The organism is Methylosinus sp. PW1 (assembly GCF_000745215.1).
GTDB lineage: Bacteria > Pseudomonadota > Alphaproteobacteria > Rhizobiales > Beijerinckiaceae > Methylosinus.
Genome location: NZ_JQNK01000009.1, coordinates 1468668 through 1494451, shown reverse-complemented (window position 1 = coordinate 1494451; position 25784 = coordinate 1468668). Strand labels below are relative to the sequence as shown.

23 protein-coding genes are annotated in these 25784 nt (G+C 66.4%); 10 read left to right on the top strand and 13 right to left on the bottom strand.

All coding sequences use genetic code 11. The features are described from left to right. Positions 1 to 5 precede the first annotated feature (5 nt). The 3 genes from K369_RS16815 to addB all read right to left on the bottom strand — a co-directional run bounded on the left by K369_RS16815 (position 6) and on the right by addB (position 7069). Entirely contained in the window at positions 6 to 1400 is a 1395-nt protein-coding gene (locus K369_RS16815; protein WP_036292602.1) for an MFS transporter, read from the bottom strand. A 569-nt stretch (positions 1401 to 1969) separates the two neighbouring features. Beyond that, complete coding sequence (locus tag K369_RS16810) at positions 1970 to 3058, bottom strand: MerR family transcriptional regulator (RefSeq protein WP_036292600.1); 1089 nt, start codon at positions 3056 to 3058, stop codon at positions 1970 to 1972. Between the two features lie 894 nt (positions 3059 to 3952). Next, positions 3953 to 7069, bottom strand: coding sequence for a double-strand break repair protein AddB (gene addB, locus K369_RS16800; protein WP_036292596.1), 3117 nt, complete (start codon positions 7067 to 7069; stop codon positions 3953 to 3955). A 186-nt stretch (positions 7070 to 7255) separates the two neighbouring features. Here addB and K369_RS16795 point away from each other — a divergent pair, with 186 nt between their 5' ends. Together K369_RS16795 and K369_RS16790 are read left to right on the top strand one after the other, a co-directional pair. Next, positions 7256 to 8404, top strand: coding sequence for a sensor histidine kinase (locus K369_RS16795; protein ID WP_036292594.1), 1149 nt, complete (start codon positions 7256 to 7258; stop codon positions 8402 to 8404). Then, positions 8401 to 9087, top strand: coding sequence for a response regulator transcription factor (locus K369_RS16790; protein WP_036292592.1), 687 nt, complete (start codon positions 8401 to 8403; stop codon positions 9085 to 9087). Before K369_RS16795 ends, K369_RS16790 begins: the two co-directional genes overlap by 4 nt. Here the strand turns inward: K369_RS16790 and fabI are convergent. The 3 genes from fabI to fabA form a co-directional block, all read right to left on the bottom strand. Continuing rightward, a complete protein-coding gene (fabI, locus tag K369_RS16785; RefSeq protein ID WP_036292590.1) occupies positions 9032 to 9853 on the bottom strand; it encodes an enoyl-ACP reductase FabI in 822 nt (273 codons plus the stop codon). The two genes, K369_RS16790 and fabI, sit on opposite strands and share 56 nt — an antisense overlap. A 21-nt stretch (positions 9854 to 9874) precedes the next feature. Then, positions 9875 to 11098, bottom strand: coding sequence for a beta-ketoacyl-ACP synthase I (gene fabB, locus K369_RS16780; RefSeq protein WP_036292588.1), 1224 nt, complete (start codon positions 11096 to 11098; stop codon positions 9875 to 9877). A 92-nt stretch (positions 11099 to 11190) separates the two neighbouring features. Beyond that, positions 11191 to 11706 carry a 3-hydroxyacyl-[acyl-carrier-protein] dehydratase FabA gene (fabA, locus tag K369_RS16775; protein ID WP_018267877.1) on the bottom strand — a complete coding sequence of 172 codons (516 nt, stop codon included), beginning with the start codon at positions 11704 to 11706 and terminating at the stop codon, positions 11191 to 11193. A 273-nt stretch (positions 11707 to 11979) separates the two neighbouring features. On the opposite strand from fabA, the gene irrA reads away from it, so the two are divergent. Beyond that, positions 11980 to 12381, top strand: a complete 402-nt coding sequence (irrA, locus tag K369_RS16770; protein WP_036295536.1) for an iron response transcriptional regulator IrrA — start codon at positions 11980 to 11982, stop codon at positions 12379 to 12381. 188 nt (positions 12382 to 12569) lie between these two features. Here irrA and K369_RS16765 read toward each other — a convergent pair whose 3' ends face one another. Next, complete coding sequence (locus K369_RS16765) at positions 12570 to 13118, bottom strand: SH3 domain-containing protein (RefSeq protein WP_036292586.1); 549 nt, start codon at positions 13116 to 13118, stop codon at positions 12570 to 12572. Between the two features lie 244 nt (positions 13119 to 13362). On the opposite strand from K369_RS16765, the gene K369_RS16760 reads away from it, so the two are divergent. From K369_RS16760 to K369_RS16750, 3 genes are all read left to right on the top strand, one after another. After that, the gene (locus tag K369_RS16760; RefSeq protein ID WP_036292584.1) at positions 13363 to 14358 is read left to right on the top strand and encodes a D-glycerate dehydrogenase; all 996 of its coding nucleotides are present in this window, start codon (positions 13363 to 13365) and stop codon (positions 14356 to 14358) included. A gap of 134 nt (positions 14359 to 14492) precedes the next feature. Beyond that, a complete protein-coding gene (locus K369_RS16755; protein WP_036292582.1) occupies positions 14493 to 14954 on the top strand; it encodes an META domain-containing protein in 462 nt (153 codons plus the stop codon). 26 nt (positions 14955 to 14980) lie between these two features. Further along, the gene (locus K369_RS16750; RefSeq protein ID WP_036292581.1) at positions 14981 to 16144 is read left to right on the top strand and encodes an AAA family ATPase; all 1164 of its coding nucleotides are present in this window, start codon (positions 14981 to 14983) and stop codon (positions 16142 to 16144) included. Positions 16145 to 16150: 6 nt separating this feature from the next. Here the strand turns inward: K369_RS16750 and K369_RS16745 are convergent, their stop codons facing one another. The 4 genes from K369_RS16745 to K369_RS16725 all read right to left on the bottom strand — a co-directional run bounded on the left by K369_RS16745 (position 16151) and on the right by K369_RS16725 (position 19420). Continuing rightward, positions 16151 to 17482 (bottom strand): DUF3422 family protein, encoded by a 1332-nt coding sequence (locus K369_RS16745; RefSeq protein WP_036295534.1) that lies wholly within the window; start codon positions 17480 to 17482, stop codon positions 16151 to 16153. Positions 17483 to 17626: 144 nt separating this feature from the next. Then, positions 17627 to 18241: a hypothetical protein gene (locus tag K369_RS27255; RefSeq protein WP_198033143.1), complete on the bottom strand. Its 615-nt coding sequence runs from the start codon at positions 18239 to 18241 to the stop codon at positions 17627 to 17629. Positions 18242 to 18294: 53 nt separating this feature from the next. After that, entirely contained in the window at positions 18295 to 18732 is a 438-nt protein-coding gene (locus K369_RS16730; protein ID WP_036292579.1) for a cyclic nucleotide-binding domain-containing protein, read from the bottom strand. A 37-nt stretch (positions 18733 to 18769) separates the two neighbouring features. After that, the gene (locus tag K369_RS16725; RefSeq protein ID WP_051949349.1) at positions 18770 to 19420 is read right to left on the bottom strand and encodes a response regulator transcription factor; all 651 of its coding nucleotides are present in this window, start codon (positions 19418 to 19420) and stop codon (positions 18770 to 18772) included. An 86-nt stretch (positions 19421 to 19506) separates the two neighbouring features. Between K369_RS16725 and K369_RS16720 the strand changes: the two genes are divergently transcribed. Further along, complete coding sequence (locus K369_RS16720; protein WP_036292577.1) at positions 19507 to 20067, top strand: L,D-transpeptidase; 561 nt, start codon at positions 19507 to 19509, stop codon at positions 20065 to 20067. Here the strand turns inward: K369_RS16720 and K369_RS16715 are convergent. Both K369_RS16715 and K369_RS24855 read right to left on the bottom strand, forming a co-directional pair. Beyond that, positions 20052 to 20726, bottom strand: coding sequence for a YggS family pyridoxal phosphate-dependent enzyme (locus tag K369_RS16715; protein ID WP_036292575.1), 675 nt, complete (start codon positions 20724 to 20726; stop codon positions 20052 to 20054). The genes K369_RS16720 and K369_RS16715 overlap by 16 nt on opposite strands. A gap of 13 nt (positions 20727 to 20739) precedes the next feature. After that, positions 20740 to 21279, bottom strand: a complete 540-nt coding sequence (locus tag K369_RS24855; protein WP_156967951.1) for a coiled-coil domain-containing protein — start codon at positions 21277 to 21279, stop codon at positions 20740 to 20742. Positions 21280 to 21391: 112 nt separating this feature from the next. Here K369_RS24855 and leuS point away from each other — a divergent pair, with 112 nt between their 5' ends. The 3 genes from leuS to holA all read left to right on the top strand — a co-directional run bounded on the left by leuS (position 21392) and on the right by holA (position 25756). Further along, positions 21392 to 24007: a leucine--tRNA ligase gene (gene leuS, locus K369_RS16705; protein ID WP_036292573.1), complete on the top strand. Its 2616-nt coding sequence runs from the start codon at positions 21392 to 21394 to the stop codon at positions 24005 to 24007. 169 nt (positions 24008 to 24176) lie between these two features. Next, positions 24177 to 24668, top strand: a complete 492-nt coding sequence (locus K369_RS16700) for an LPS assembly lipoprotein LptE (RefSeq protein WP_051949347.1) — start codon at positions 24177 to 24179, stop codon at positions 24666 to 24668. 59 nt (positions 24669 to 24727) lie between these two features. Beyond that, a complete protein-coding gene (gene holA / locus K369_RS16695) occupies positions 24728 to 25756 on the top strand; it encodes a DNA polymerase III subunit delta (RefSeq protein ID WP_036292571.1) in 1029 nt (342 codons plus the stop codon). Positions 25757 to 25784 lie beyond the last annotated feature (28 nt).

The following is a 25784-nucleotide window of genomic DNA, read 5'->3' as shown; positions in this document are numbered from 1 at the left end:
CGCTCTCAAGGCGATGTCTTCTCGATATTCTCGGCGATTGCCTCGTCGATCATGCTGTCGAGATCGGTCGCCTTCGTCTCCTTGGTGAAGAGGAGCGCGATGATCGTCGAGGCGCCGAGCGCGGCGAGATAGAGGCCGACCGATTCCGCTCCGTAATTTTGCGCGATCCATGTCGCCACAAAGGGCGTCAGCGCCGCGCCGAGGATGGACGCGAGATTATAGGAGACGCCCGAGCCCGTATAGCGCGTGTTGGTGGGGAAAAGCTCCGGCAATATGGCCGACATCGGCCCGAAGGTGAGGCCCATCAGCGACATGCCTATGCTGAGGAAGACGAGAATGAGTCCGTGATTGGCGCTCTCGCCTGTGCCGATGAGATCCTTGGAGAGGAAGAAGCGGAAGGAGAGGCCGAACAGCACAATGCCACTCGTCACGATCAGCAGCAGCTTGCGGCGGCCGATCCTGTCGGCGAGATGCCCCGAGACAGGGATGAAGCCGGCGAAGAACAGCACGGAAATGAGCTGCAGCACGAGAAAATCGCGATAGCCTATGCCGAGATTGCCGAGCGCGATCTTGCCTATGCCATAGGAGAGAATCCACGTCGTCATCAGATAGAAGAGACCATAGGTCGCGACCATGATGAAAGTGCCGAGCAGAAGCTCTTTCGCATTGTTGCGAAACACATGGGCGAGCGGCGATTTCAATTTCTCGCCGCGCTCCAATGCGCGCGCGAAGACCGGCGTCTCATGCAGCTTCAAGCGCACATAGAGGCCGAGCGTGACGAGCAGAATGGAGAGCAGAAAGGGCAGCCGCCAGCCCCAGGCGAGGAAATGCTCGTCCGGCGTCGCGCGTGTGGAATCGAAGGCGAAGAGAATGGTGAGCGTCAGGAAGAATCCATTGGCGAGAATGAATCCGAAAGGCGCGCCGAGCTGCGGCCACATGGCCGCCCAGGCGCGCTTGCCCTTGTCGGCCGTCTCGGTGGCGAGCAGAGCGGCGCCGGACCATTCGCCGCCGAGGCCGACGCCCTGGCTGAAGCGGAAAATAGTGAGCAGGACCGGCGCGAACAGGCCGATCTGATGATAGGTCGGCAGAAGGCCGATGGCGAAAGTGGCGAGACCCATCAGCAGCAGCGAGCCGACGAGCGTCGCCTTGCGCCCCACGCGATCGCCGAAATGGCCGAAGAGGACCGAGCCGATCGGCCGCGCGACAAAGGCGACGCCGAATGTCGCCATGGAGGCGAGCAGCGCCGCGCTGCCTGCGCCGGCGGGGAAGAACAAGAGCGGAAACACCGACACGGCGGCGGTGGCGTAGATGTAGAAATCGAAGAATTCGATCGTCGTGCCGACGAGGCTCGCGAAGATGATGCGATTGCGATAGCTTTTATCCGACCCTTCGAGAGCCATTTTCAAATTCCTCGCCAATGTTCGAATGCTGCGCGTCGATCCGGCGTTTATGAGGATCGAAGGCCGTTTCGGGAAACCATACAAGAAATGTAGTTTGACCGCTATCGAAGGCGGTCGCCGCCCCCGGCTCCGATCTTTTGCTTAGCGAGACGTGAATCTTCGGCTGCGCGGCGTCGTCCCGAAGCGGGAAGAATGGCACGAGAGGTGGACAAAGCCCGTCCGAATCGGGGGCGCCGAAAATCGGCGGCCGATTCCTTGCCGAAACGTCAAGAAGTGTGGTGAAGACTTCGTGTCCTCGATTTTCACTCGTCGCCATGCGCGATGCGCGGGAAGCCGCGTCGATAGGCTTAGCCGAAAGTGAATCCGATGACCGTTTCCGTCGTCCCGAAATGAGAGCGGCGGCACGAGACGAGAACAATACAATTCCGAATCGGGAGCGTCGAAAATCGGCCGCCGATTCCTTGCCGAAGCGTCAATCATCATGGTGAACGCCGCGTCGCGGCCGCGGCCACGCCGCTGTCGCCGTGGTCGCGCCGGAGCCCGCCCTGGCGGCGCGGCTCGGGGGCCTCTCAAGGCGCATTGCGGAAGAAAAGACCTCTGACCCGGCCGTCCGGGGCGAGGTCGATGCGCCATTCGGTCTCGCTTTTTTCGAATTGCGCGCGATAGACGTCCCAGCCGTCCACGCCGACGCCGACGAAGCGAATCTCCCCGAGCGCGCCTTTCGCCGAGAGCTCCTCCGCGACCGCCTCCGCTCGCTCGCGCGCCAATGTGGCGAGCGGCTCCGTCATGCGCGCGGAGTCGATCTCTCCGCGCCGGGCTTCGTCGATCGTTCGGCGGATCGCCTCTTCGCTGTCCGGCTGCGGCCGATTATCGCGGATTCTGCGCGTCAGCTCCTCCGCCGCACGCTCGGCCTCCGCTTCGTCGATCCGCCGCGCGACCAGCTCGACGCCGTTCTGATGGATCGTCAGCGCATTCACTGATTGGTCGCTGTCTATGGAAAAGACGAGCTGAGCCGGGATGATCTTGAGAAAGAACTCGGTCTCGCTTTCTGGAAAAATCTCATAGGCGGCCTGCCCGGTCACCTGACCGAAGAGCCGGTCGGCGACGCGCGTGATTTTTATCCCGCCCCCGATGGCGTCGAAGCGATAGGCGCCGACATAGCGATCATAGATTTCTGGATTTACGGGTGTCGTCTTGCGCGGGCGCGCCTGCTCGTAGCGGCGCTGCGCGATCAGGTCGAGCGATGTCTGCGTCATGGTCGTCTCCTTTGCGAGCGTTATGAGTTCGTCGAGCGAGAGCGTCCCGCCCTTGGAGAGCTTCGTTCGGGCGGCATCGACGAGCGCCAGCTTCTCGTCGATGCGCTGGCGTTGTTCGGCGAGCGCCGACTGCTGCATTTCCAGTGTTCGATCGAGATCGACCGCGCGCCCCTCGAGCAGCGCGGCAATGCGCGAGAGGCTGAGGCCGAAGCGCTTCAGAGCGAGCACTTCGTGGAGACGGGCGATCTCCTTTTCGCCGTACAGCCTCCAGCCCTTCGCCGAGCGGGCCGGCGTCAGCAGGCCGCGCTGCTCATAGGTTCTGAGACCGCGAACGGTGACGCCGATGCGCTCCGCGCATTCCGCCGCGGTCAGCAACACGTCCTTGCGCTTCGACTCTCTCACTGGACGAGCCCTCCTGTTTCTCGGGTCTAATCTATGACCCAAGGGACGGCGCAAGCGTCATTTTGGGGCATTGGAAGCGGCGCGACGCCCCCGTGTCCGGCATCGCCGGCGCGCGCGAGGCGCGGCATGTCGCGTCGATGGGCTCAGCGAAAAGTGAATGCGGCGCCGCTTCCGCCGTCCCGAAAGTGGAATTGCAGCACGAGACGCGCACAAACCCTGTCCGAATCGGGAGCGCCGAAAATGGTGCGTCCATTCCTTGCCGAAGCGTCAATCTTCATGGCGAAGGCTTCGTAAATGCCGTCTCTTCGCGGCTCGGCGCGTCGCCGCCTTCATAGGCTTAGCGAGTAATGAATCGTCGGCCTCTTCGCGTGGTCCCGAAAATGGAATTGCGGCACGAGAGGCGCACAAACCCTGTCCGAATCGGGAGCGCCGAAAATGGGGCGTCGGTTCCTTGCCGAAGCGTCAATCATCATGGCGAAGGCTTCGTAAATGCGATGTCTTCGCGGCTCGGCGCGTCGCCGCCTTCACAGGCTTAGCGAGTGGTGAATCGTCGGCCGTTTCGCGTGGTCCCGAAACTGGAATTGCGGCACGAGACGCGCACAAACCGCGTCCGAATCGGGAGCGCCGAAAATTGGCAGCCGATTCCTTGCCGAAGCGTCAATCATCATGGCGAAGGCTTCGTAAATGCGGTGTCTTCGCGGCTCGGCCCATCATCGTCTTCATAGGCTTAGCGAGTGGTGAATCGTCGGCCTCTTCGCGTGGTCCCGAAAATGGAATTGCGGCACGAGAGGCGCACAAACCGCGTCCGAATCGGGAGCGCCGAAAATCGGCCGCCGACTCCTTGCCGAAGCGTCAAAGAACAGGGTGAACGCTTCGCAGCTTCGCGGCGAAGCGTCACTCCTCTCCGCCGCCGCCCTCGCGCGACCATTCCTTCACGCGCGCGAGATGGTCGTAATCGCTGTAGCGCGAGGCGAACTCCACCCATGGCCGCGAGGGATAGGGCGTGTCGGCGAGACGAAACTGATTCAGCAGCACGAAGAGATTGGCGCGATGCTCGGCGACGACGTCGCCGAAACCCTTGTCCTTGAATTTCAGCCATTGCGTTTCGCCGCCGGTCTTGCCGCCGAGCCGCACATAGGCGGCGCCGGCGACGCGCGGCGCGCCGATGGAGTCGAAGGCGCCGGCCTCGATCATCGCCGCCTCCAATGTGAGCTGCGGCGAGAAGCCGGCGCCGACCTGTGAGGCGGTCGGCGGATTGCCGGTCTTGTAATCGAAGACGAAAGCTTCGCCGCTCGCATTCACCTCTATGCGATCGGCGACGCAGGAGAGGGTGAAGACGCTGCCGTCGGCGAGCGTCAGCTTCCAGCCGGCGCCTTTCTCGATGTAAATCTCGCGCGCCTGCTCGCGGCGCTCGCGCTCGAATGCGAGCGCGTGATCGAGCCCGGCCTCTATGCGCGGCCAATCGAAGGCGAGAAAGGATGGATCGTCCAGGAACTCGCCGAGCTCCGCGCGCGCGATCTCGACGAGCAGCGCGCGCGCGTCTTCCGGCAGTGGGCCTTTGGGATGCGCCTCCTGGAATTTCGCCAGCGCCGCATGGATCGCGACGCCGATCTCGCGCACGCCCTTGGGCGCGCCGAGCGGCGCCAAGGGCGGCAGGCGCAGAATAGATTCGGCGAAGACGGAATAAGGATCGCGGCGCAGCTTTTCGATGCGCGTGACGCTGAGCCGCGTCGGCCGCAGCTCCACGGGCGGGCGCGGCAGCGGGCGCGATATGGCGCGAATCTCCTGCGGGCGATCCAGCGCGGCGGCGAGCGCGCATTTTTCATCGCCGCGCGCCTTGCAGGCGGCGAAAGCCTCGCCCGAGAGCGCCGCCAATCGCGCGATGAGGCGAGACGCCACGGTCGGCGCGCCATCGCGCTTTTTCGCGCGGCTGACGACGACTTCCGCCGCGCCGAAGGCCATGGCGAAGTCATGCGCCGTCTGGCCGATGCGGCGCTCCGGCGGCGAGAGGCCCAATTGCCGGCGCATGGCGCGATTGAGAAAGGCGCCGGATTCGGCCTGCGGCGGCCAGATCGTCTCGTCGAGCCCGGCCAGCAGTGCGAGATCGGCGTCGAGCAGGCGCGCCTCCAGCAGGCCGAGAATCTTGAGGCGCGGATGCGCGTGGCGCGGGCTGGGCGCGCTCGCCTCGAAGGCGAGGCGATCGAAGAAGGAGGCGTAGCCTGCTGCGTCGAAGACGAGCCCGCTGTCCGACGCCTCCAGAGCGTCGAAGAGCTGCAGCAATTGCTCGACGCCCTCGCCGGCGGGCGTTTCGCCGGCGATTTGCTCCAGCGCCAGCGCATGGGCGCGCGCGCGCTCGGCGAGGCGCGCCTCCGGCGTGAGCGCGGCGAGGGGAAGAAGCGCTTCGTCGAGACGAGCGAGCAGATCCTCGATCGCGCGCCAATCCTCCTCGTTGATGCGCTTCAGCGCCGGATGGGCGTGCGTCTCCTCGGCGAGCCGGCGCGCCGGCGCGGCCATTGCGGCGAAGCTGCCGCCGCTCTCGACATTGCGCAGCACGGCGATCTCGACCAGCGGGGCGAGGCGATCGATCTCCGCGCGCTCGAGGCCGAAGCGCGTCAGCGGATGGGCGAGCAGAGCGGCGGCGTCGATGGCCGAGGCGCCGTCCTCCGCCGTGGCGGCGATGAGCCGGGCCAGAGCGCCGATCGGCGTCGCGCCCAACGGTCGGCCGGCCGAATCGTCGACCTCCACGCCCCAGCGCGCCAGCTCGGCGCAGACGCGGCGGGCGATGTCGCGGTCGGGCGTGATGAGCGCCGCCGTGCGGCCGGGCGTCTCCAGCGCCTCGCGCATGGAAAGGGCGAGCGCCAGCGCCTCCTCGCGCTCGTCCGCCGCCTCGATGAAGGAGACGCCGGCGAGCGCTTCGGCGAAGCCCTCGGCCGCGGCGGCGCGGAAATCGCGCCAATAATCGGTGCAATCGGCGGGGCGCAGCGCCTCGGCCAGCAGCCGCGTCCGCGCCTGCAGCACTGGCGGAGCGGAGCCGATGGGGCTGACCTCCTCGCGCGTGACGCCGATCGTGGAGAGGAGACGCTTCAGCAGGGTCTGCGGATGGGTGAAGCTCGGCTCGTCGCGCTCGCTCTCGCCATCGTCGCCGACCCTGCGCCAAGCGGCTTCGTCCAGCTCGAGATCGAGGCCGGGCAGGATCACCGCGCCGCGCTCCAGCCGGGCGATCGCCGCCAAAAGGCGCGCCGTCGCCGGATGTGCGCCGGTGGAGCCGAGCGCGATCACCGGGCCGCGCGCGCCGCCGCGCTCCAAATGCGCGATCTGCGCCTCGATCAGCGCGGTCTGCCGCGCGGCGCGGTCGATGAGGCCGCGGGCGCCGAGAATATTCGGCCAATCCTCGAGCGCGATTTTCAGAAAATTGGCGGTGATCGCGAAGAAGCGGTCATAGGCCTCCTCCGCGAGGCCGGCGAGCGCGCTCGCCTCCAGCTTCTCGATCGCGAATTCGTCGATCAGCCGCGCCAGCTCGCCGGAGAGCGCATAGGCGCTGGCGGGGGAGGGGGCGATCAGCAGCATCTCGCGCGGGTCGTGCTCGACTGCGCCGGTCGAATCGATGGAGACGATGGCGTGGCGCAGGGCGCGCGCCCATTGCAGCACCAGCTCGGCCAGGATCAGCCGCCGGTCCAGCTCCTCTATCGCCGGCGCCAGCGCCTGCTCCTGCGCCGCCTCGCCGGAGTCGAGATCGACATGGAACAGCGCGGCGGCCTCCTGCTCGTCGAGATCGCCGAGCGGCAAGATGCGCGGCAGCAGCGCCGCCGGCGCCTCGATCGCGGTGGAGAATTGCGCCGCCAAAGCCCGCGCGGCGCGCTGTGTCGGCACATAAATGGTGGTGGCGGCCAGAGCCAGCGGCCCGCTCTCGCGCGAGAGGCCGGGGATGAGCGCGCCATCCAGCAGAGCCCGCGTGAAGGCGCCCAGAAAGGGGGCGCCAGGGGCTATGGAAAATACGTAGCGAGGCGCCATTTCTCTACTCGGCGGGTGGAAAGAAAGCATGAGCGGAGCAATTCACATCTGAATTCTGTGTATTGCGCGTGATTGCGGAATTGAAACCCGCTGGAAGAGGAGAATACTCCGGGGCGGCGACCGTGGCGATGGTTTGGCGGCGCGCCGGCTTTTTCGAGAGCGAATGGGTTTCGAGGGAACTCGCCGATGGACCGATCGTCGAGCGATTCGCACGCCGAGCTCCGAGAGACTTCTGCGACGACGCGGCCTTCGCGCCGCGCCGCGGGGGGCGGGGACGATTTGCGCCACGCCGAGGCGGCGCAGCTGGAGGCCGTCCTCGCATGTCTGTCGGATGCTGTCTTGTCGATCGACGACAAGGGCGTGGTGGTCGGCGTCAATGGCGCCGCGGGCTCGCTGTTTCGCTGCTCCGCCGAGGCGCTGCTCGGCCGCGAGGCCGCGCTTCTGCTGCCCCAGAGCCGTATCGCGGCGGGGGAGCGGCGGTCGGACGGCCTCGCTCGCCGCGACGACGGCTCGACCTTCCCGATCTCGCTCGCCGTTAATGAGACGCGCGGCGCCGTTCGACAGCGCATCGCCGTCATTCGCGATCTCACCGAGGAGCGCGCCGCCGAGGCGCTGCTCTGCGAGCTGCGTTCGGAACTCGCTTATGCCGGGCGGCTCGCCGCGATGGGCGAGCTGGCCGCCGCGCTGGCGCATGAGATCAACCAGCCCTTTTCCGCCATCGCCACCTATGTCCGCACCGCGCGCTGGCTGCTGCAGCGCAAGCCCAAGCAGAGCGGCGAGGTCGAGGATATTCTGGACAAGGCGGGGGCGCAGGCGATGCGCGCCGGCGACATCGTGCGCCGCTTGCGCGAGTTCGTCACCCGCGGCGAATCGGTGAAGACGGTGCAGAGCCTCAGCGCTCTGGTCGAGGAGGCGAAATCGCTGGGCGTCGCCAGCGCGCGCCAGGTCGGCGCGCAGATCAGCGTCGCCGCCAAGGCCGAGAATGACGAGGTTCTCGCCGATCGCGTGCAGATCCAGCAGGTCATCGTCAATCTCATGCGCAACGCCGTCGAGGCGATGGACGGCGCGCCGCGGCGGGAGCTGTCGCTCTCCACCTCCGCCGCCGACGGCTATGCGCGGCTCGACGTTGCCGACACCGGCCATGGTCTGAAGGACGGCGCCAGCGCGCTGTTTCAGCCCTTCCGCAGCAGCAAGGCGAGCGGAATGGGCATAGGGCTTTCGATTTCCCGCTCCATTGTCGAGGCGCATGGCGGACGCATTTGGGCCGAGCCCAATCCGCGCGGCGGCGCGATTTTCAGCTTCACGCTTCCTCTCGCGGAAAGGGCCAGCCTATGAGACCAGCGCCGCTCGTGCACCTCGTGGACGATGATCCGGCGATCCGCGACGCGCTGACGCTGATGTTCCGCTCGCGGGGCTTTCGCTCGCGCGCCTATCGCGCGGCGGAGGAATGTCTCGCCGAGGCGGGGCCGAAGACATCGGGATGCATCGTCGCCGATATGCGGCTGCCGGACATGACCGGCGTCGAGCTGACGCGGCGCCTGCGCGCCTCCGGGGCGACGCCGCCCGTGGTCATCATCACGGCTTGCGCCGGCGCTTCTCTCGCGGTGGAGGCGATGGCGGCCGGCGCCAGCGATCTTCTGGAAAAGCCCTTCGACGACGAGGCGCTGCTCGCCTCCGTGCGGCGCGCGCTGGCGGCGCGGCGTGGCGAGGGCGACATCGACGCAGAGACTCGCGCCGCGCTCGCGCGATTCGGCGGGCTGAGCGAGGATGAGCGGCGCGTGCTGGCCGGCGTCGCCAAAGGAAGGCCGAGCCGCGACATAGCGGAAGGGCTCGGCCTCGAATTGCGCACGGTGGAGCTGCACCGCGCCAATATCATGGCCAAGGCCAATATCGGCACGCTGGTCGAGCTGGCGCGGCTCTCGGTGATCGCCGCCAGCGTCAAGGCGAGCGAAGGACGCGAGCCTAATCCGCCGATGCGGCGCCGCCGTTCAAATCTTCGGGGCGCGGCTGCAGCATGATGTTGTAGCCGGCGTCGACGACGTGAATCTCGCCGGTCACGCCGCCCGACAGCTCCGACAGGAAATAGAGCGCCGAGCCGCCGATCTCGTCCAGCGTTATCATGCGGCGCAAAGGCGCATGCGCCTTTTGGAACGCGCCCATGGCGCGCGCGCCGGTGATGCCGGCGCCGGCCATCGTGCGAACAGGGCCGGGCGAGATGGCGTTCACGCGAATGCCGCGCGCGCCATAATCGGCCGCGAGATAGCGCACGGAGGAATCGAGCGCCGCCTTGGCGACGCCCATGACGTTGTAATTGGGCATCACATGCGTGCCGCCGCCGAAGGAGACGGTGAGCATGGTCCCGCCATTCCTCATCATCGCCGCGGCGCGTTTCGCCGCCTCGGTGAAGGAGAAGCAGGAGATGACCATGGTGCGGATGAAATTCTCGCGCGATGTGTCCGCGTAGAGGCCTTTCAGCTCGCTCTTGTCGGAATAGGCGAGCGAATGGACCAGAAAATCCAGCTCGCCCCATTCCTCCTGCAGCCGCGCGAAGACGGAATCGAGGGACGCGATATCTTCCACATCGCAGGGGATCACCAGATTGGAGCCGAGCTCCTCGGCGATCGGGCGGACGCGCTTGCCGAGCGCCTCGCCCTGATAGGTGAAGGCGAGCGAGGCCCCATGCGGCGCCAGCGCTCGCGCTATGCCATAGGCGATGGAATGATCATTCGCGACTCCCATGACAAGGCCGCGTTTGCCCTGCATGAGGCCCGTTGAAACCGTCATCTTTGGATGGTCCTATTCTCGTCAGGCGTCCGGGTGCTTGAACACCAGCGACGCATTGGTGCCGCCGAAACCGAAGGAGTTGGAGAGCACGGCGCGCAGAGCGACATTGTCGCGCCGCTCGCGCAGGATCGGCATATCGGCGAATTCGGGATCGAGCTCCTCGATATTGGCGCTCTCGCAGATGAAGCCGTTCTGCATCATCAGCAGCGAATAGATCGCCTCCTGCACGCCGGTCGCGCCGAGCGAATGGCCGGTCAGCGATTTCGTCGCCGAGATCGGCGGGCATTTGTCGCCGCGGCCGAAGACCTCGCGAATCGCCTCGATCTCTTTCAGATCGCCGACGGGCGTCGAGGTGGCGTGTGGATTGATGTAGTCGATCGGCGTCCTCACGCCGGCCAGCGCCTGGCGCATGCAACGCATCGCGCCTTCGCCGGAAGGGGCGACCATGTCATGGCCGTCCGAGGTCGCGCCATAGCCGGCGATCTCGGCGTAGATTTTCGCGCCGCGCGCCTTGGCCCGCTCATACTCTTCCAGCACCAGCACGCCGGCGCCGCCGGCGATGACGAAGCCGTCGCGGTTCTTGTCATAGGCGCGCGAGGCGGTCGCCGGGCGGTCGTTATAGGAGGAGGACATGGCGCCCATGGCGTCGAACAGGACGGAGAGCTCCCATTCGAGCTCCTCGCAGCCGCCGGCGAACATAATGTCCTGCTTGCCCCATTGGATCATCTCATAGGCGTTGCCGACGCAATGATTCGACGTCGCGCAGGCCGAGGAGATGGAATAGTTGACGCCCTTGATCTTGAACCAGGTGGCGAGCGTCGCCGAGGCGGTGGAGGACATGGCCTTGGGCACGGCGAAGGGGCCGACCTTCTTCGGCCCCTTGGTGCGGGCGATATCGGCGGATTCGACGACCACTTTGGTGGACGGGCCGCCCGAGCCCATGATGATGCCGGTGCGCTCATTGGAGATCTCGTCCGGCGCGAGGCCGGAGTCGAGAATCGCCTGATCCATGGCGACATGATTCCAGGCCGTGCCCATGGCGTGGAAGCGCATGGCGCGGCGGTCGAGGATCGTCGACGGGTCGAGAGTCGGCGCGCCATGCACCTGGCAGCGGAAGCCGAGCTCGGCATATTTGTCCGCCTTGACGACGCCCGACTTCGCCTCATGCAGAGAGGCGACGACTTCCTGCGTATTGTTGCCGATGGACGAAACGACGCCCATGCCGGTCACGACCACTCTTCTCATGTCCGAACTCCCTCGCGCCGGCGGGCTCTTTGGCTGTCCCGTCTGGATTTGGCGATTGTCTCGCGCGCCCCGAGCGGCGTTCCGTCAGGCCGTCACGCGGCTTCGGGCTTGGCGAGACCGACCTTCAGGTCCTTCGCTTCATAAATACGTTCGCCGTCCACCTCCACCCAGCCGTCGGCGATGCCGAGGACGAGCTTGGATTTGAACACGCGCTTGAAATCGACGCCGTAGCGGACGAGCTTATTGTGCGGCCGCACCTGGCCGCTGAATTTCACCTCGCCGACGCCGAGCGCCATGCCGCGGCCGGGCAGATCCAGCCAGCCCAGAAAAAAGCCGGTGAGCTGCCACAGCGAATCGACCCCGAGACACCCCGGCATCACCGGATTGCCCTTGAAATGGCAGTCGAAGAACCAGAGGCTCGGATTAATGTCGAGCTCGGCGCGCACATAGCCTTTGCCATGGGCGCCGCCTTCTTCGAAAATTTCCGTGATTCGGTCGAACATGAGCATGGGCGGCAGCGGAAGCTGGGCGTTGCCCGGGCCGAAAAGCTCTTCCCGCGCGCAGGCGAGCAGATCCTCATATCCGAAAGACGAGCGCCGTTCGCTCATGATGTTCCTTCTTGCGTCTCTGACGTGACGATTTCCGGCCGCGCTGCGGACCGGAAGCCGCATTCGTTAACATAGGCGCCCGCCGGGTCAAAGGGGGCGCGCGGCTCCAAGAGCGCTTTCATCGGTCCCGAGCGGCCCGGGGAGGAAAAGATTGTCTCTGCCGCCGAGCTTCCCTATTGTAACGAAAGAGACAAGATGCGGGGCGGGAAGTACGGGCGAATGACGGTCGAGCAATTCACGGTCGAAACCTCCGAGCGGGCGCCGAGCGACGCCATGCGGCGGCTGCGCAGCCGCTTGATGGCGGCCGGCATGCGGCCGACGCGTCAGCGCGTGGCGCTGGGCGGGCTGCTGTTCGGCAAGGGCGACCGCCATGTGACGGCCGAGAAGCTCTTCGAGGAGGCGCTGGCCGACGATCTGCCGGTCTCGCTCGCCACCGTCTACAACACGCTGCATCAATTCACCGATGTCGGCCTGCTGCGCGAGATCGCGGTGGACGGCGCGCGCGTCTATTTCGACACCAATGTGTCGGAGCACCATCATTTCCTGGTCGAGGGCGAGGGACTCGTCGATATCCCCGGCGCCCATGTGGACGTCGCCAGCCTGCCGCCGCCGCCGCCGGGCATGAGAATCGCCCGCGTCGATGTGGTGGTCCGCCTGTGCAAGGACGAGGACTGACAATCCGGGGGGCGTTTCACCCTCCCCTTCAGGGGGAGGGTCGGACGGTGAAACCGTCCGGGGTGGGGAGCCGCCCGAAGACTCGGGGCGTCACCCCCTCCCGCGCGCCTTCGGCGCTCGACCTCCCCCCTCGAGGGGGAGGTGCAATTCGCCCTTTCGGCGAGTCGGCCTCGTCGGCGCGACTGTCCTCACTCTATCTTCTCCCCCGGATAGACGCCCCAAAGGCCTTCCTGCTTCACATAAGCGTCGAAACCGTCTCCTGAGACGCGGCACCACGCGCCGTCGCAGCGGCGCAGGCTGGCGACGACGCCGGGCGAGAGTTTCGCCACCGCCGTCGCATGATCGCTGGCGTAGGCGAGGATCGGCTCCTTCTTCCAGGGCGCGACGAGGGCGGTGCGGCGGCCGGAGAGCAGCGAATGCAGCACCCAGCCCTCGGTTCCTTCCGAATCGCGAATTTTTCGCCAGGTCTCGAATTCGGCGGTGATTTCAACCGGCAGGCCGGCGCGCTCGAAGACCCAGAGCGTCGGATGCTCCTTGCTCGGCCCCTCGTGCAGATTGACGCGGTCCGATTTGAGGCTGACATAACGCGGCAGCGGCAGGCCGGACGCCGAGCCGAGCTGCTGCTGCGCGTCGGCGCTCGCCGGCGCGATGGCGAGCAGCGTCGAGACGGCGAGCAGATCGACGGCGAGGCGGATCGCGGCGGCCGCGCGTCGGCTCAAAAGGGGCTTTGCGTCCATTTCTACTCTTCTCCCAGAGCGCGCCCTTCGCAGATGCGAACGACGCCTCGTCTTGTCTTTGTCCCGCCATCTGCTAGGAAGTTCGATGGGAAAGGGGCGCGGGCGGCGAAACGCTCTTTTCATCCATCGTCGTTAAGACCTGGTTGAAGAGACGTCGAAACCGCTCCAAAGGCTCGATCGGCGGAACGGGCCTTCGGGCGCGCCGGAGAGCTTAGTCGCGCGAGGCGGGAGGACGAAGGGGAAGATGGCGAAAAAGAAGCCGCTCGTCGTGGTGACACGTCGGCTCCCCGAGGTGATCGAAACCCGCATGTGCGAGCTTTTCGACACGCGCCTCAATGTGAGCGACCGGCCGGCGACCCATGAGGAGCTCGTCGAGGCCGTCCGCACCGCGGACGTGCTGGTGCCGACGATCACCGACCGCATCGATTCCGGCCTCATCGGCCAGGCCGGCGAACAGCTCAAGCTCATCGCCAATTTCGGCAATGGCGTCGATCACATAGACGTCGCCTCGGCGCTGCGCCGCTCCATCACCGTCACCAACACGCCCGGCGTTCTCACCGAGGACACGGCCGATCTCACAATGGGCCTCATCCTGGCCGTGGCGCGCCGCCTCGTCGAGGGCGCCCGCACCATTCCAGACGGCTCCTGGGGCGGCTGGTCGCCCACCTGGATGCTCGGCCATCGCATCACCGGCAAGCGCCTCGGCATTGTCGGCATGGGCCGCATCGGCCAGGCGCTGGCCCGTCGCGCCAGCGCTTTCGGCCTCTCCATCCATTATCACAACCGCCGCCGCCTGCCGGTCGAGATCGAGGATCAGCTCGAGGCGACCTATTGGGAATCGCTGGACCAGATGCTGGCGCGCATCGACATTCTGTCGATCCACTGCCCGCATACGCCGGCGACCTATCATCTTCTCTCGGCCCGGCGGCTGAAGCAGCTGCGCCCGCACGCCATCATCGTGAACACCGCCCGCGGCGAGATCGTGGACGAGAATGCGCTGATCCGCATGCTGGAGGCCGATGAGATTTCCGGCGCCGGCCTCGACGTCTTCGAGCATGAGCCGGCCGTCTCGCCGAAGCTCGTCAAGCTGGCCAAGGCCGGCAAGGTCACGCTGCTGCCGCATATGGGCTCGGCCACCAATGAGGGCCGCGTCGACATGGGCGAGAAAGTCATCATCAACATCAAGACTTTCATGGACGGGCACCGCCCGCCCGACCGCGTTCTGCCCAGCATGTTGTGAGGGCGCGTTTCCGCTCCTCCCCCCCGCGCGCGTCGGAGTTTTCCGGCGTTTTTCTGTTCGGAAAAAAACCACAAGGCGCGCGCCATTCTCCTGAAGCGATTCGCTCGAGGATCGCTCTCAACAAGGATCGAAGGATGAGACGATTTCTGACCGCGCTTCTGGTCGGCCTCGCCGCCTGCGGCCCCGCGCTGGCCAAGGGCAAGCCGGCGCAAAAGGAGAAGGATCAGCAGGAGGCGACCGCGCAGGAGCCGCCGCCGAACTATAAGCCGTTCCCGCATAATTATATTTTCAATCTCAAGGACATAAACGGCAAGGCCCCGCCGGCCGACATTTGGATTCGCATCGACACGACGATGCGCGGCACGGGATTCTCCGGCTGCAAATCCTGGTCGGGCGTCTTTGTCGTCGGCGGCAATCGGCTCGGACCCAAGGCCATGCCCGCCGTCGCCGACGCCAAATGCGATCCCGCCCTTCAGGCGATCGAGCGCGATTTCTGGCAGGTGATGCTGTCCGGCCCCTTCTGGGACCTGCAGGGCTCCGACCTCATTCTCAAAGGCGCCAAGGGCGGCGTGCTGCGCTTTACGCGCTCGCTCTGAAGAGCGGCTGACGTGAGGATCGCGCAATGCTCGAGATCCTCGCGGTCTCCGGCTATCGCTCGCTGAGGGATCTTACCCTTCCGCTCGCGCGGCTCAATGTCGTGACGGGCGCCAACGGCAGCGGAAAATCGAGCCTCTACCGTGCTTTGCGCCTTCTCGCCGATACAGCCCGCGGCCGGCTGGTGAGCTCGCTGGCGCGGGAGGGCGGCATACAGTCCACCCTCTGGGCCGGGCCGGAGCAGGTCGGTCGGGCCGTGCGCGCCGGCAGCCATCCGGTGCAGGGGCTGGTGCGCAAGAGGTCGGTGCATTTGCGACTCGGCTTCGGCGCCGCCGATCTCTCCTACGCCGTCGATCTCGGCTTCCCGCCGCCCGGCCTCAGCACATCGGCTTTTCTGCTCGATCCGGCGATCAAGCGCGAGTGCGTCTGGTCTGGGCCTTTGTTCCGCCCTTCGGCTCTGCTCGTCGATCGCCACGGGCCGGGGCTGCGCGCCGTGGACGACAGCGGCGCTTGGCGCGTGATTCCGACGCCGATCGCGGATTTCGAAAGCATGATGACGGAATTCTCCGATCCGCGCGCCGCGCCGGAGATGATCGCCGTGCGCCGAAAGCTGCAGTCCTGGCGCTTCTATGATTGTCTGCGGACCGATGTTGAGGCGCCCTGTCGAAGGCCGCAGGTCGGCACGCATACGCCCATCCTCGCCGACGATGGCGCGGATATCGCCGCGGCGTTGCAGACCGTTCTCGAGATCGGCGATGAGGCCGGGCTCGCGCGGGCCGTGGACGACGCTTTTCCCGGCGCCGCTATAGAGATCGAGACGCGCGACGGCTGGTTCGAGCTCTCCATGCGCCAGCACGGGCTGCTGCGGCCTTTGAAGGCGGCGGAGCTTTCGGACGGAACCTTGCGCTATCTGATGCTGATCGCCGCGCTGCTGACGCCGCGTCCGCCGGAGCTGCTGGCGCTGGACGAGCCCGAGGCGAGCCTGCATCCCGATCTCATTCCCGCTCTGGCGCGGCTCATCGCCGACGCGGCGCAGCGATCGCAGATCGTCGTGGTGACGCATTGCCGCGAGCTGGCCGATCTGCTCGTAAGCGAGCCGGACTCGCGCGCGATCGAGCTGACCAAGGATTTCGGCGAGACGCGCCACGCCGGCGAGGGCTTCCGGCCGCGCTGGGAATGGCCGAAGCGTTGATGCGCGTCAGCTCACCTTCTCTTCTTCCTGCGCCTTGGCGGAGAGACGCTTGACGCGCTGCCAGAAGGACCAGGCGCCGAGAATGACGAAGGGCATGGCCGCCGCGGCCGCCTCCTCGCCGGTAAAGCCGAAGGGCAGAGCGCCGGCGTCCTTCAGGCCCTTGAAGAAATAGAGCGAGAGGCCGGCGACATAATAGCTGAGCGCCGCGATGGAAAGGCCGCCGACCAGCTTTTGCAGGCGCATCTGCAGCCGCGCGCGGCGATTCATATCGTCGAGCAGATCGCGGTTCTGCTGCTCCATCTCGAAGGTGATGCCGGTGCGCATCAGATCGGTGGCGCGCTCCACCTGCCGGGCGAGGCGCGCCTGCCTCGTTTCAAAGGCGTTGCAGGTCTCGATCGCCGGATCGAGCCGCGCGCTGAAAAAGGCGGATATGGTCGTATATTGGCTCTCCTTCGCCTCCTGCAGGAGGTTGAGGCGGTTCTTGACGATGGCGTGGTACGCGCGGCTCGCGCCGAAGCGGAAGGCCGTGCGCGTCGACAGCGCCTCGCTCTGCGCCAATAGATCGCTGAGACGCTTCAGCAGATCGCGGCTGGTGCGCATGTCCTGCGTCTGGCTCAGCGCCTGGGTGATGTCGGAGATTTCGCGCTCCATGGCGCGCAGCTCCGGCCCGGCGCTACGCGCCTCCGGCAGGCCGAGCAGCGCCATCGTCCGATAGGTCTCGATCTCCAGCACGCGCTGGATCAGCCGCCCGGTCTCCAGCGCGCCAATGGCGCTCTCCTTCACCAAAAGGCGCGTGAAGCCGAAAGGATCGACCGCGAAATCGGTCATCACATGGGCTGCGCCCTTGGCCGCGCGAATGACGCAGAGGCTCTGCGAGTTGAACAGCCCCACGAATGGCTCGTGCGAATGGCCGCTCTCGAGCGCGCAGAGATGGGTGGCGACGATCAGCCGGCCGGGCGCGCGAAAGGCGATCTCGCCGGTCCCGATGGGATCGGGATGGGTGAAGGGCTCGCCGGAGTCCTTGTCCGTCGACCAAGTGTAGGTGGTGAATTCGGTATGCTGTTCCCAGCGCAGCCGCCAATCGCCGATCGAGAGGCGCTGGAACTTGGCGTCTCCGGGGCGCGGCACCAGCATATGGGCGCGGCAGAGATCGGCGAGGGCGGCGCGGTCGGCGCGCGCCTCCTCCTCATTGGTGGCGAAGGCGAAATGATAGACGCGCTGCGGCAGCGTGATCGGCAGGAAAGGCCGCGCATGCAGCTCGGCGAGAACGGCGGCGCGGGCCTCGTGCTCGGCCAAGCGTCCGACGATGGGCGCGTCGCTCTCCTGGTCTGACGCCATTTTGTCCGTCTCTCTCGCAGTCCCGCCGGGCGCGGGCTCCAGCCTCGTCGAATCGCTGTGAGAATAGCGGCTGAGGCTGTTCCGGGAATGCGACAAAACGAACGAAAAGGCGAGACGTCGCCGCCTCGCCGTCAAAGTCGCCGGTCAGCGATGATGGAAGCCGCCGCCATGGAAGCCGCCGCCAAACCCGCCGTGATGGAAGCCGCCGCCGCCCCATCCGCCATGACCGAAGCCGCCATGACCGAAGCCGCCATGGCCGAAGCCGCCGTGACCGAATCCGCCGCCCCATCCGCCGACGCGATGGTAGCCGCCGCCCCAGCCGCCGAAATAGCGCGGACGATAGCCCCAGCCGCCGCCATAGACGACCGGCCCACCGCCCCATCCATAGCCGTAAGAGGGATAGCGGTAGCCATATCCATATCCATAGTCATAAGGATAGGCGTAATAGGGCGAATAGGCTCCCGCGGCGATGACGCCGGCGGCCGCCGAGGTGATCACTGCCGCCGCGGGATCATAGCCATAGCGGTAGTAGCGCAGCGCATGATGCCGGCGAATCGGCCGGCGATGATTCGCGTAGCGCACATAGTGACGATGCTGGCGGCTGCTGTAATGCGCCGCCTCGACTGCGGACGGCGGCGCGACGACCGATTTGCTCGCGACGCTGGTGACGCCGGCGAGCGCATCGGCCGGAGACAGCAGAACGAGGGAGATCGTCACGCCGATCGCGGCGAAAACGCCGGACTTCAACGGATTTTGCATTTTCTCCTCCTTACGACGACACACGAGACAGATTTTTTTTCGCAGCGGCCGGCTCAGGCCTCGAATTTCAGCTCCTGCGCCAGCTGCGTCAGGCGCGTGGCGACGCGGGCGCGCACGCGCGTCGCCGTGGTGGGGAATTCCTCCAATATGCGCAGGAAGAGCGCGCGGGTGATTTTGAGGATTGTCGCCGGCTCGCGCGCTATGGCCGTGACGGGGCGCGTCGTCTCGGTGATCAGCGCGGTCTCGCCGATCAGCGCGAAGGGCCGCAGCACTTTGTCGGCGGGGCGTCCGTCGTCGTGCTTCTCCAGCGCGATCGAGCCATTGGTGAGAATATAGCCGCCGTCGGAAGGCTCGCCGCGGCGGAACAGCGCGTCGCCGGCGCGCAGCAGTTTCGTCTCGGCGCTGAAGGTCAGAAGGCGCAGCGCCTCGACCTCGAAATCCTCGAACAGGGGAATGCGCCTCAGATTGGCGATATCGTCGTCGAGAGCCATGTCCCGGCTGCTTTCCTCGGGGCGTCTCGCCGCGCGGTCAGCGCGCGAGGGAGAAGACCAGCCGATAGCCGTTCTTTTCGGTGAGAAGAAGGCGGGCCTCGGCGGGGTCGGTTTCGATCTTGCGGCGCAGCCGGCTGACATGAGTCTCCAGCGTGCGCGTCGTCACCGCGGGATGATAGCCCCAAACCTCGCGCAGCAACATGTCTTTCGTCACCACCGCGCCGCGCGCCGCGGCGAGCCGCGTCAATATTTCGGCCTCCTTCTCGGTGAGCGGCAGGCGCCTTTGCGCAGCGTCGGTCAGCTCGAAGGCGCCGGGCCGGTAGCGGAAGGCGCCGATGGCGACAAGGAGCGGCTCGCGCTCCTCCCGCGCCCGCAGCCGCGCGAGAAGATGGGCGAAACGAAACGGCCGCGCGATATAATCGCAAGCGCCGGGGACGCTCGGCGCGCCGATGAGAAGGATCGCGCCATGGAAGCGCTCGCGGACGTCATGGGCGAAAGCCTCGCCGATCTCCGCCTCGGCGAGCATGATGTCGTAGCCGCCTTCGTCCAGCAGGCGCGTCGCCTCCTGCGCGGAGGCGGCTGGCGCGACGGCGAATTCGGGATAGCGGGCGAGCTGCTCCGTGAGCGAGGCGCGCAATCCCGCGCCGGCGAGGAGCAAAATATTGCGCGGCGTCGACGCTTCCGTCATTGGCGCTTCCGGGACTGGGCTCTCGCGCCCATGATCGGCCAAGGACGAGCGCCGTTCAAGGCGTGTGCGCGGGGAAGGATTGGCGCATGATCGAGGGTTTTTCCCGCCATCATGGCGGGGTGTCGACGCTGAAGGTCGCGCGGCGGATCGGCGGCCGCCCGCATGAAGGCCGGCTGATCGCGGGCGATCTCGTGCTTCCCTGCGCGCTCGGCCGCTCGGGGATCACGCGCCGCAAGCGCGAGGGCGATGGCGCGACGCCGGCCGGGAGCTTTGCGCTGCTCTCCGTCTATCTGCGGCGCAGGCGGGCGGCGGCGCCGCGCCTCGTCACGGCGCGCTTCACGCGCCCGGATGATCTCTGGTGCGACGACGCCCGGTCCTTCCTCTATAATCGGCCGCTGCGGGGGAAGACGCCGCTCGGCCATGAGCGGCTCTGGCGGTCCGACCATCTCTATGACGTCGTCGGCGTGCTCGATTACAACATCCGCCCGCGCGTGCTGGGGCGCGGCAGCGCCATTTTCTTCCATATAGCGACGGAGACGCTCGGCCCGACGGCCGGCTGCGTGGCGCTGCGGGCGCGCGACATGGCGCGGCTGCTGCCGCGTCTGGCGAAGGGCGTACGGATCGTGGTGGCTCAGGGCTTCGAATAGTCGCGCTCGCCCATGATGGCCGAGCCGATGCGCACATGGGTGGCGCCGAGCTGAATGGCGAGCTCGTAATCGGAGCTCATGCCCATGGAGAGCTCTTTCAGCCCGTTGCGGGCGGCGATCTCGGCGAGCAGAGCGAAATGCGGCGAGGCCTGCTCGCCGACCGGCGGCACGCACATGAGTCCGGAAATCTCGAGCCCGTGCTTCTGCCGGCACTCGGCGATGAAGGCGTCGGCCTCTTGCGGCAAAATGCCGGCCTTTTGCGGCTCCGCGCCCGTGTTGACCTGCACGAGCAAGCGCAAGCGCTTGCCCTGGCGGCGCATCTCCTCGGCGAGGGCCTCGGCGATCTTGGGCCGATCGACGCTCTCGATGACGTCGAAGGTCTCGACCGCCTCGCGCGTCTTATTGGATTGCAGCGGGCCGATGAGATGCAGCTCGACGCCGGAAAAGCGCTGGCGCAGCTCGCCCCATTTGGCGCGCGCCTCCTGCACCTTGTTCTCCCCATAGACGCGATGCCCGGCCTCGAGCAGCGGAACCGCCGCCTCGGCCGGAAAGGTCTTGGTGACGCAGACGAGGGTGATCTCGGCCGAGTCGCGGCCGCAATCGCGGGCGCGCGAGGAGATGGCGTCCTTGGCGGCGTTCAGCCGATCGACGACGGTCATGGAAGATGCGGCCTCAGCGGACGAATTTCAGCATGGTGAAGATTGCGCCGATCAGCACGATGACGAAGCCGAACATCCAGCGCAGCGTCTCGTTCTTCGACTGCGCGATCTCGAGCCGGACGCGCGACTCCGATTCGGAGATGTCTCCTCTCAGCTCGAGCTTGATCCGAGACTCGGACTCGGACAGCTCGCGCTTGAGATCGGCGACGTCTCTTTTGACGAGGTCGAGCTCGTGCCTGACGCCTTCGATGCTCGTTGTCAGCTCGTGCTTGACGCCTTCGATGTTCGCCGACAGCTCGTGCCTGACGCCCTCGATGTTCGCCGACAACTCGTGTCTGGCGCCCTCGATGTTCGCTGTCAGCTCGCGCCTGACACCCTCGATGGCGCTCGACAGCTCGCGCTTCGAGCCTTCCACGTCCGCCTTTGTGGCCACGCTCTCGGAGAAGGCTGTCTCCAGCGCCTCGGCGGAGGCTCGCGCCTGCTCGGGCGAGAAGCCGCCGCGGGTGAGGCGATCGATATAGGCGAGGGGGTTGAAGAGCACTTGCGCCGACATGGCCCGGATATAGCACGCGCCCCGCTTCGCGGCGAGAGGCGCCTTTGACAAGCCCCGCCCCGCCCGGCATTACAGGCGAAACTCCGCAATTCGATCAGGACCGCTCGGACCCATGAGACCAGAACGCTACGACTTCGCCGCGGCCGAGCCCAAATGGCGAAAGATTTGGGACGAGCGGCAAGTTTTCACCTCCGGCGACGCGAAGAAGCCGAAATATTACGTGCTGGAAATGTTCCCCTATCCGTCGGGGCGCATCCATGTCGGCCATGTGCGCAATTACTCTATGGGCGACGTCATCGCCCGCTACAAGCGCGCCAAGGGCTTCGACGTGCTGCACCCCATGGGCTGGGACGCTTTCGGCCTGCCGGCGGAGAACGCCGCCCAGCAGAGCGGCTCGCATCCCGCGACCTGGACCTACGCCAATATCGCGTCGATGCGGACGCAGCTCAAATCCATGGGGCTCTCGCTGGACTGGTCGCGCGAGATCGCCACTTGCGACCCCGCCTATTACAAGCATCAGCAGAAGCTGTTTCTGGATTTTCTGGCCGGCGGCCTCGTCGACCGCAAGCAGTCCAAGGTCAATTGGGACCCGGTGGACATGACCGTGCTCGCCAATGAGCAGGTCGTCGACGGGCGCGGCTGGCGCTCCGGCGCGCTGGTGGAGCAGCGCGAGCTGACGCAATGGTTCCTGCGCATCGGCAAATATGCCGATGATCTTCTCACATCGCTGGACACGCTCGATCGCTGGCCGGAGAAGGTGCGGCTGATGCAGCGCAATTGGATCGGCCGCTCGGAAGGCCTGCTGGCGCGCTTCGCCATCGCCGGCGATCCTGCGGGCGAGATCGAGGTCTTCACCACGCGGCCGGACACTTTGTTCGGCGCAAAATTCGTTGCGCTGGCGCCCGACCATCCGGTCGCGCGCGCGGCGGCTTCGAGCGACCCGGCGCTCGAAGCCTTTGCGGAAGAATGCCGCCATATCGGCACGTCGGTGGCGGCGATCGAGACCGCCGAGAAGAAGGGCTATGACACGGGCCTGCGCGTTGTTCACCCCTTCGATCTGTCCTGGACGCTGCCGGTCTATGTCGCCAATTTCATTCTGATGGATTACGGCACGGGCGCGATCTTCGGCTGCCCGGCGCATGACCAGCGCGATCTCGATTTCGCGAACGCTTACGGACTGGGCGCGACGCCGGTCGTCTGCCCGGAGGGCGTCGATCCTTCGACTCTTATCATCGGCGAGACCGCTTTCGACGGCGAGGGACGGCTCGTCAATTCGCGCTTTCTCGACGGGCTCACCGTCGCCGAGGCGAAGGAGGAGGTCGCCAAGCGCCTCGAGGCCGCGCAGCTGCACGGCCGTCCGCAGGGCGAGCGCAAGATCAATTACAAGCTGCGCGATTGGGGCATTTCGCGGCAGCGCTATTGGGGCTGTCCGATCCCCATCATCCATTGCCCGGATTGCGGCGTCGTGCCCGTGCCGGACGCCGATCTCCCCGTGAAGCTGCCGGAGGATGTGACTTTCGACAGACCGGGCAATCCGCTCGACCATCATCCGACATGGAAGACTGTCGCCTGTCCGAAATGCGGGGCCGCCGCGCGGCGCGAAACCGACACGATGGACACTTTCGTCGATTCGTCCTGGTATTACGCGCGCTTCACCGATCCGCACAATGAGTCGGCGCCCGCCGCGCCGGACGCGCTCGCGCGCTGGCTGCCGGTGGATCAGTATATAGGCGGGATCGAGCACGCGATTCTGCATCTCCTCTATTCGCGCTTCTTCTCGCGCGCCATTCGCGACACCGGCCATGGCGGCGTCGCCGAGCCTTTCGCCGGCCTCTTCACCCAGGGCATGGTGGTGCATGAGACCTATCGCGCCGCCTCCGGCAAATGGGTGGCGCCCAGCGAGCTGCGTTTCGAGACCAGCGACAAGGGCCGCCGCGCTTTCCTCATCGAGGGGGGCGAGGAGGTCGCGATCGGCGCGATCGAGAAAATGTCCAAGTCGAAGCGCAACACGGTCGATCCGGACGATATTATCGCCAGCTATGGGGCCGACACGGCGCGTCTCTTCGTGCTCTCCGATTCGCCGCCCGACCGTGATGTCGTGTGGACGGAGGAGGGCGTGCAGGGCGCCTGGCGCTTCGTGCAGCGCGTCTATCGTCTGGCCGGCGAGCTGGCCAATGCCGCGGCGCCGGCCGATGCGGCGACGCCCAATGACTTTGGCGCGGATGCTCTCGAATTGCGCAAGGCGACGCATCGCACCATCGCCGCCGTCGGCGACAATATCGAGCGCCTGCGCTTCAACACGGCGATCGCCCGCATTCGCGAATACGCCAATGAGCTGACCGCCGCGCTCGACAAGGTGGAGACGGTTCCGGTCGGCGCCGATCTCGCCTTCGCCTTCCGCGAGGCGGCGGATGTCTTCGTGCAGCTGATAGCGCCGATGACGCCGCATGTGGCGGAAGAGTGCTGGAGCGATCTCGGCCATTCCGAGATCGTCTCGCTGGCGCCCTGGCCGGAGGCCGATCCTACTCTCGTCGCGCAGGACATGATAAGCTTGCCGGTGCAGGTGAACGGCAAGAAGCGCGCGGAGATTCTCGTGGCCCATGACGCCGATGAGGCGACGATCCGCGAGGAGGCGCTGACGCAGGAGGCCGTGCTGCGCGCTATGGAAGGCAAGCCGTTGAAGAAATTCATTCTCGTTCCCAAGAGGATCGTCAATGTGGTCGTTTGAACGGCGACGCGCGCTCCTGTCCGCGGCCTCGGGCGAAGAGGCGTTTCCACCTCCCCCTGGAGGGGGGAGGTCGAGCGCCGCAGGCGCTCGGGAGGGGGTGACGCCCGAGTCTCGGGAGCGACCCCACCCCGGACCGCTTCGCGGTCCGACCCTCCCCCTGAAGGGGAGGGTGAGCTACGCCCTTGCCGCCTTCGCCGCTCTGGCGCTCTCGGCCTGCACGGTGCAGCCGCTCTATGGCCCCATCGGAACCGATGCGCCGCTGGCGGCGGAACTGCAGGCGGTCGCGGTCGATCCCATTCCCGACCGCATCGGCCATTACGTCCGCAACGAGCTGATCTTCGCCCTGAACGGCACAGGGTCGGAGGTTCCGCCGCGCTATCGGCTCATGGTCGCGCTGAAGGAGCGCGTGCAGACGCCGATTCTCGATACTGTCACCGGCCGCGCGACATCGGCGACGGTGATCGTCGACGCCGAATATAAGCTCATCAATATCGCCGATGAGCAGATCATCACCAAAGGCGTCGCTTTCGGCGTCGCCAGCTATGACCGTTTCAGCAATCGTCTCGCCAATGTGCGCGCCGCGCGCGACGGTGAGATTCGCGACGCCAAGGTCATCTCCGACATGATCCGCACGCGGGTGTCGACGGCTTTGGCGAAATGAGAGGAATAGCGAGTAGCGAATAGCGAATAGAGCTACTCGCCATTCGCTCGCCCAGGCCCATGACCGCCATCAAGACCCGCGACGCCGAGCGCTTCGTGAAGGCGCCGCCGGCCAATATCTTCATGTTCCTGCTCCACGGCGCCGACGCCGGCCTCGTGCGCGAGCGCGCGCTCGCTATTGTCGCGCAGCGCGTCGACGATCGGCATGATCCATTCCAATGTGTGGAGATGAGCGGCGACGCCGTGGCCGCCGATCCGCTGTCGCTGCTCGATGAGGCCAATACGATTCCGCTGTTCGGCGGCAGGCGCGCGATCATCGTCGAGACGGGCGGAAAATCCATCGTCTCGCCGCTCGAGCAATTGCTCGCCGCGCCGCCTGTGGATTGCGCCGTCGTGCTGACCGCTGGCGCGCTGAAGCGCGACGCGCCGCTGCGCAAGCTGATCGAGCCGTCCAAGATCGCCGCGGCGATCGAATGCAATCCAGACGATGAGCAGGATCTGCATGCGCTGATCGACAATAGCCTGCGTGAGGCGGGCTTTTCCGTCACGCCGGAAGCGCGGCTGCTGCTGCAGGCGGCGCTCGGCGAGGATCGCCGTATGAGCCGTTCCGAGCTCGCCAAGCTGATGCTCTACAAGCATGGCGCGCGCGCGATCGAGGCCGGCGATGTCGAGGATATTGTCGCGCACGCCTCCAATATCGCCTCCGATCGCCTGGTGCTGGACGCTTTCTCGGGGCAGGCCGACGCCGCTGGCGAAGCCTTCGACAGAGCGGTCGCCGGCGGCGGCGACGCCGGGCAGCTATTGAATGGCGCGCTGCGTTACGCGATGGCGTTGCACCGCGCGCGGCTCACCGTGGATCGCGAGGGGCGGCCGGATTTTGGGATCACGATTTTGATGCGCAGCGGTTTCGGCTTCTCGCAGCGGCCGCAGCTCGAGCAGCATTTGCGCATCTGGTCCGCGGCGAAAGTGGCGGCGCTGCTGCCTGCGCTGCGCGACGCCAATCATCGCGCCCGCGCCAATGCCGCGCTGGCGGAGATGGAGGCGGGACGCGCGCTGCTGCGCATCGCGAGTCAGGCGGGGCGGCGCTGAGCGCCCCACGACCCTTTCTGCTTCGCGC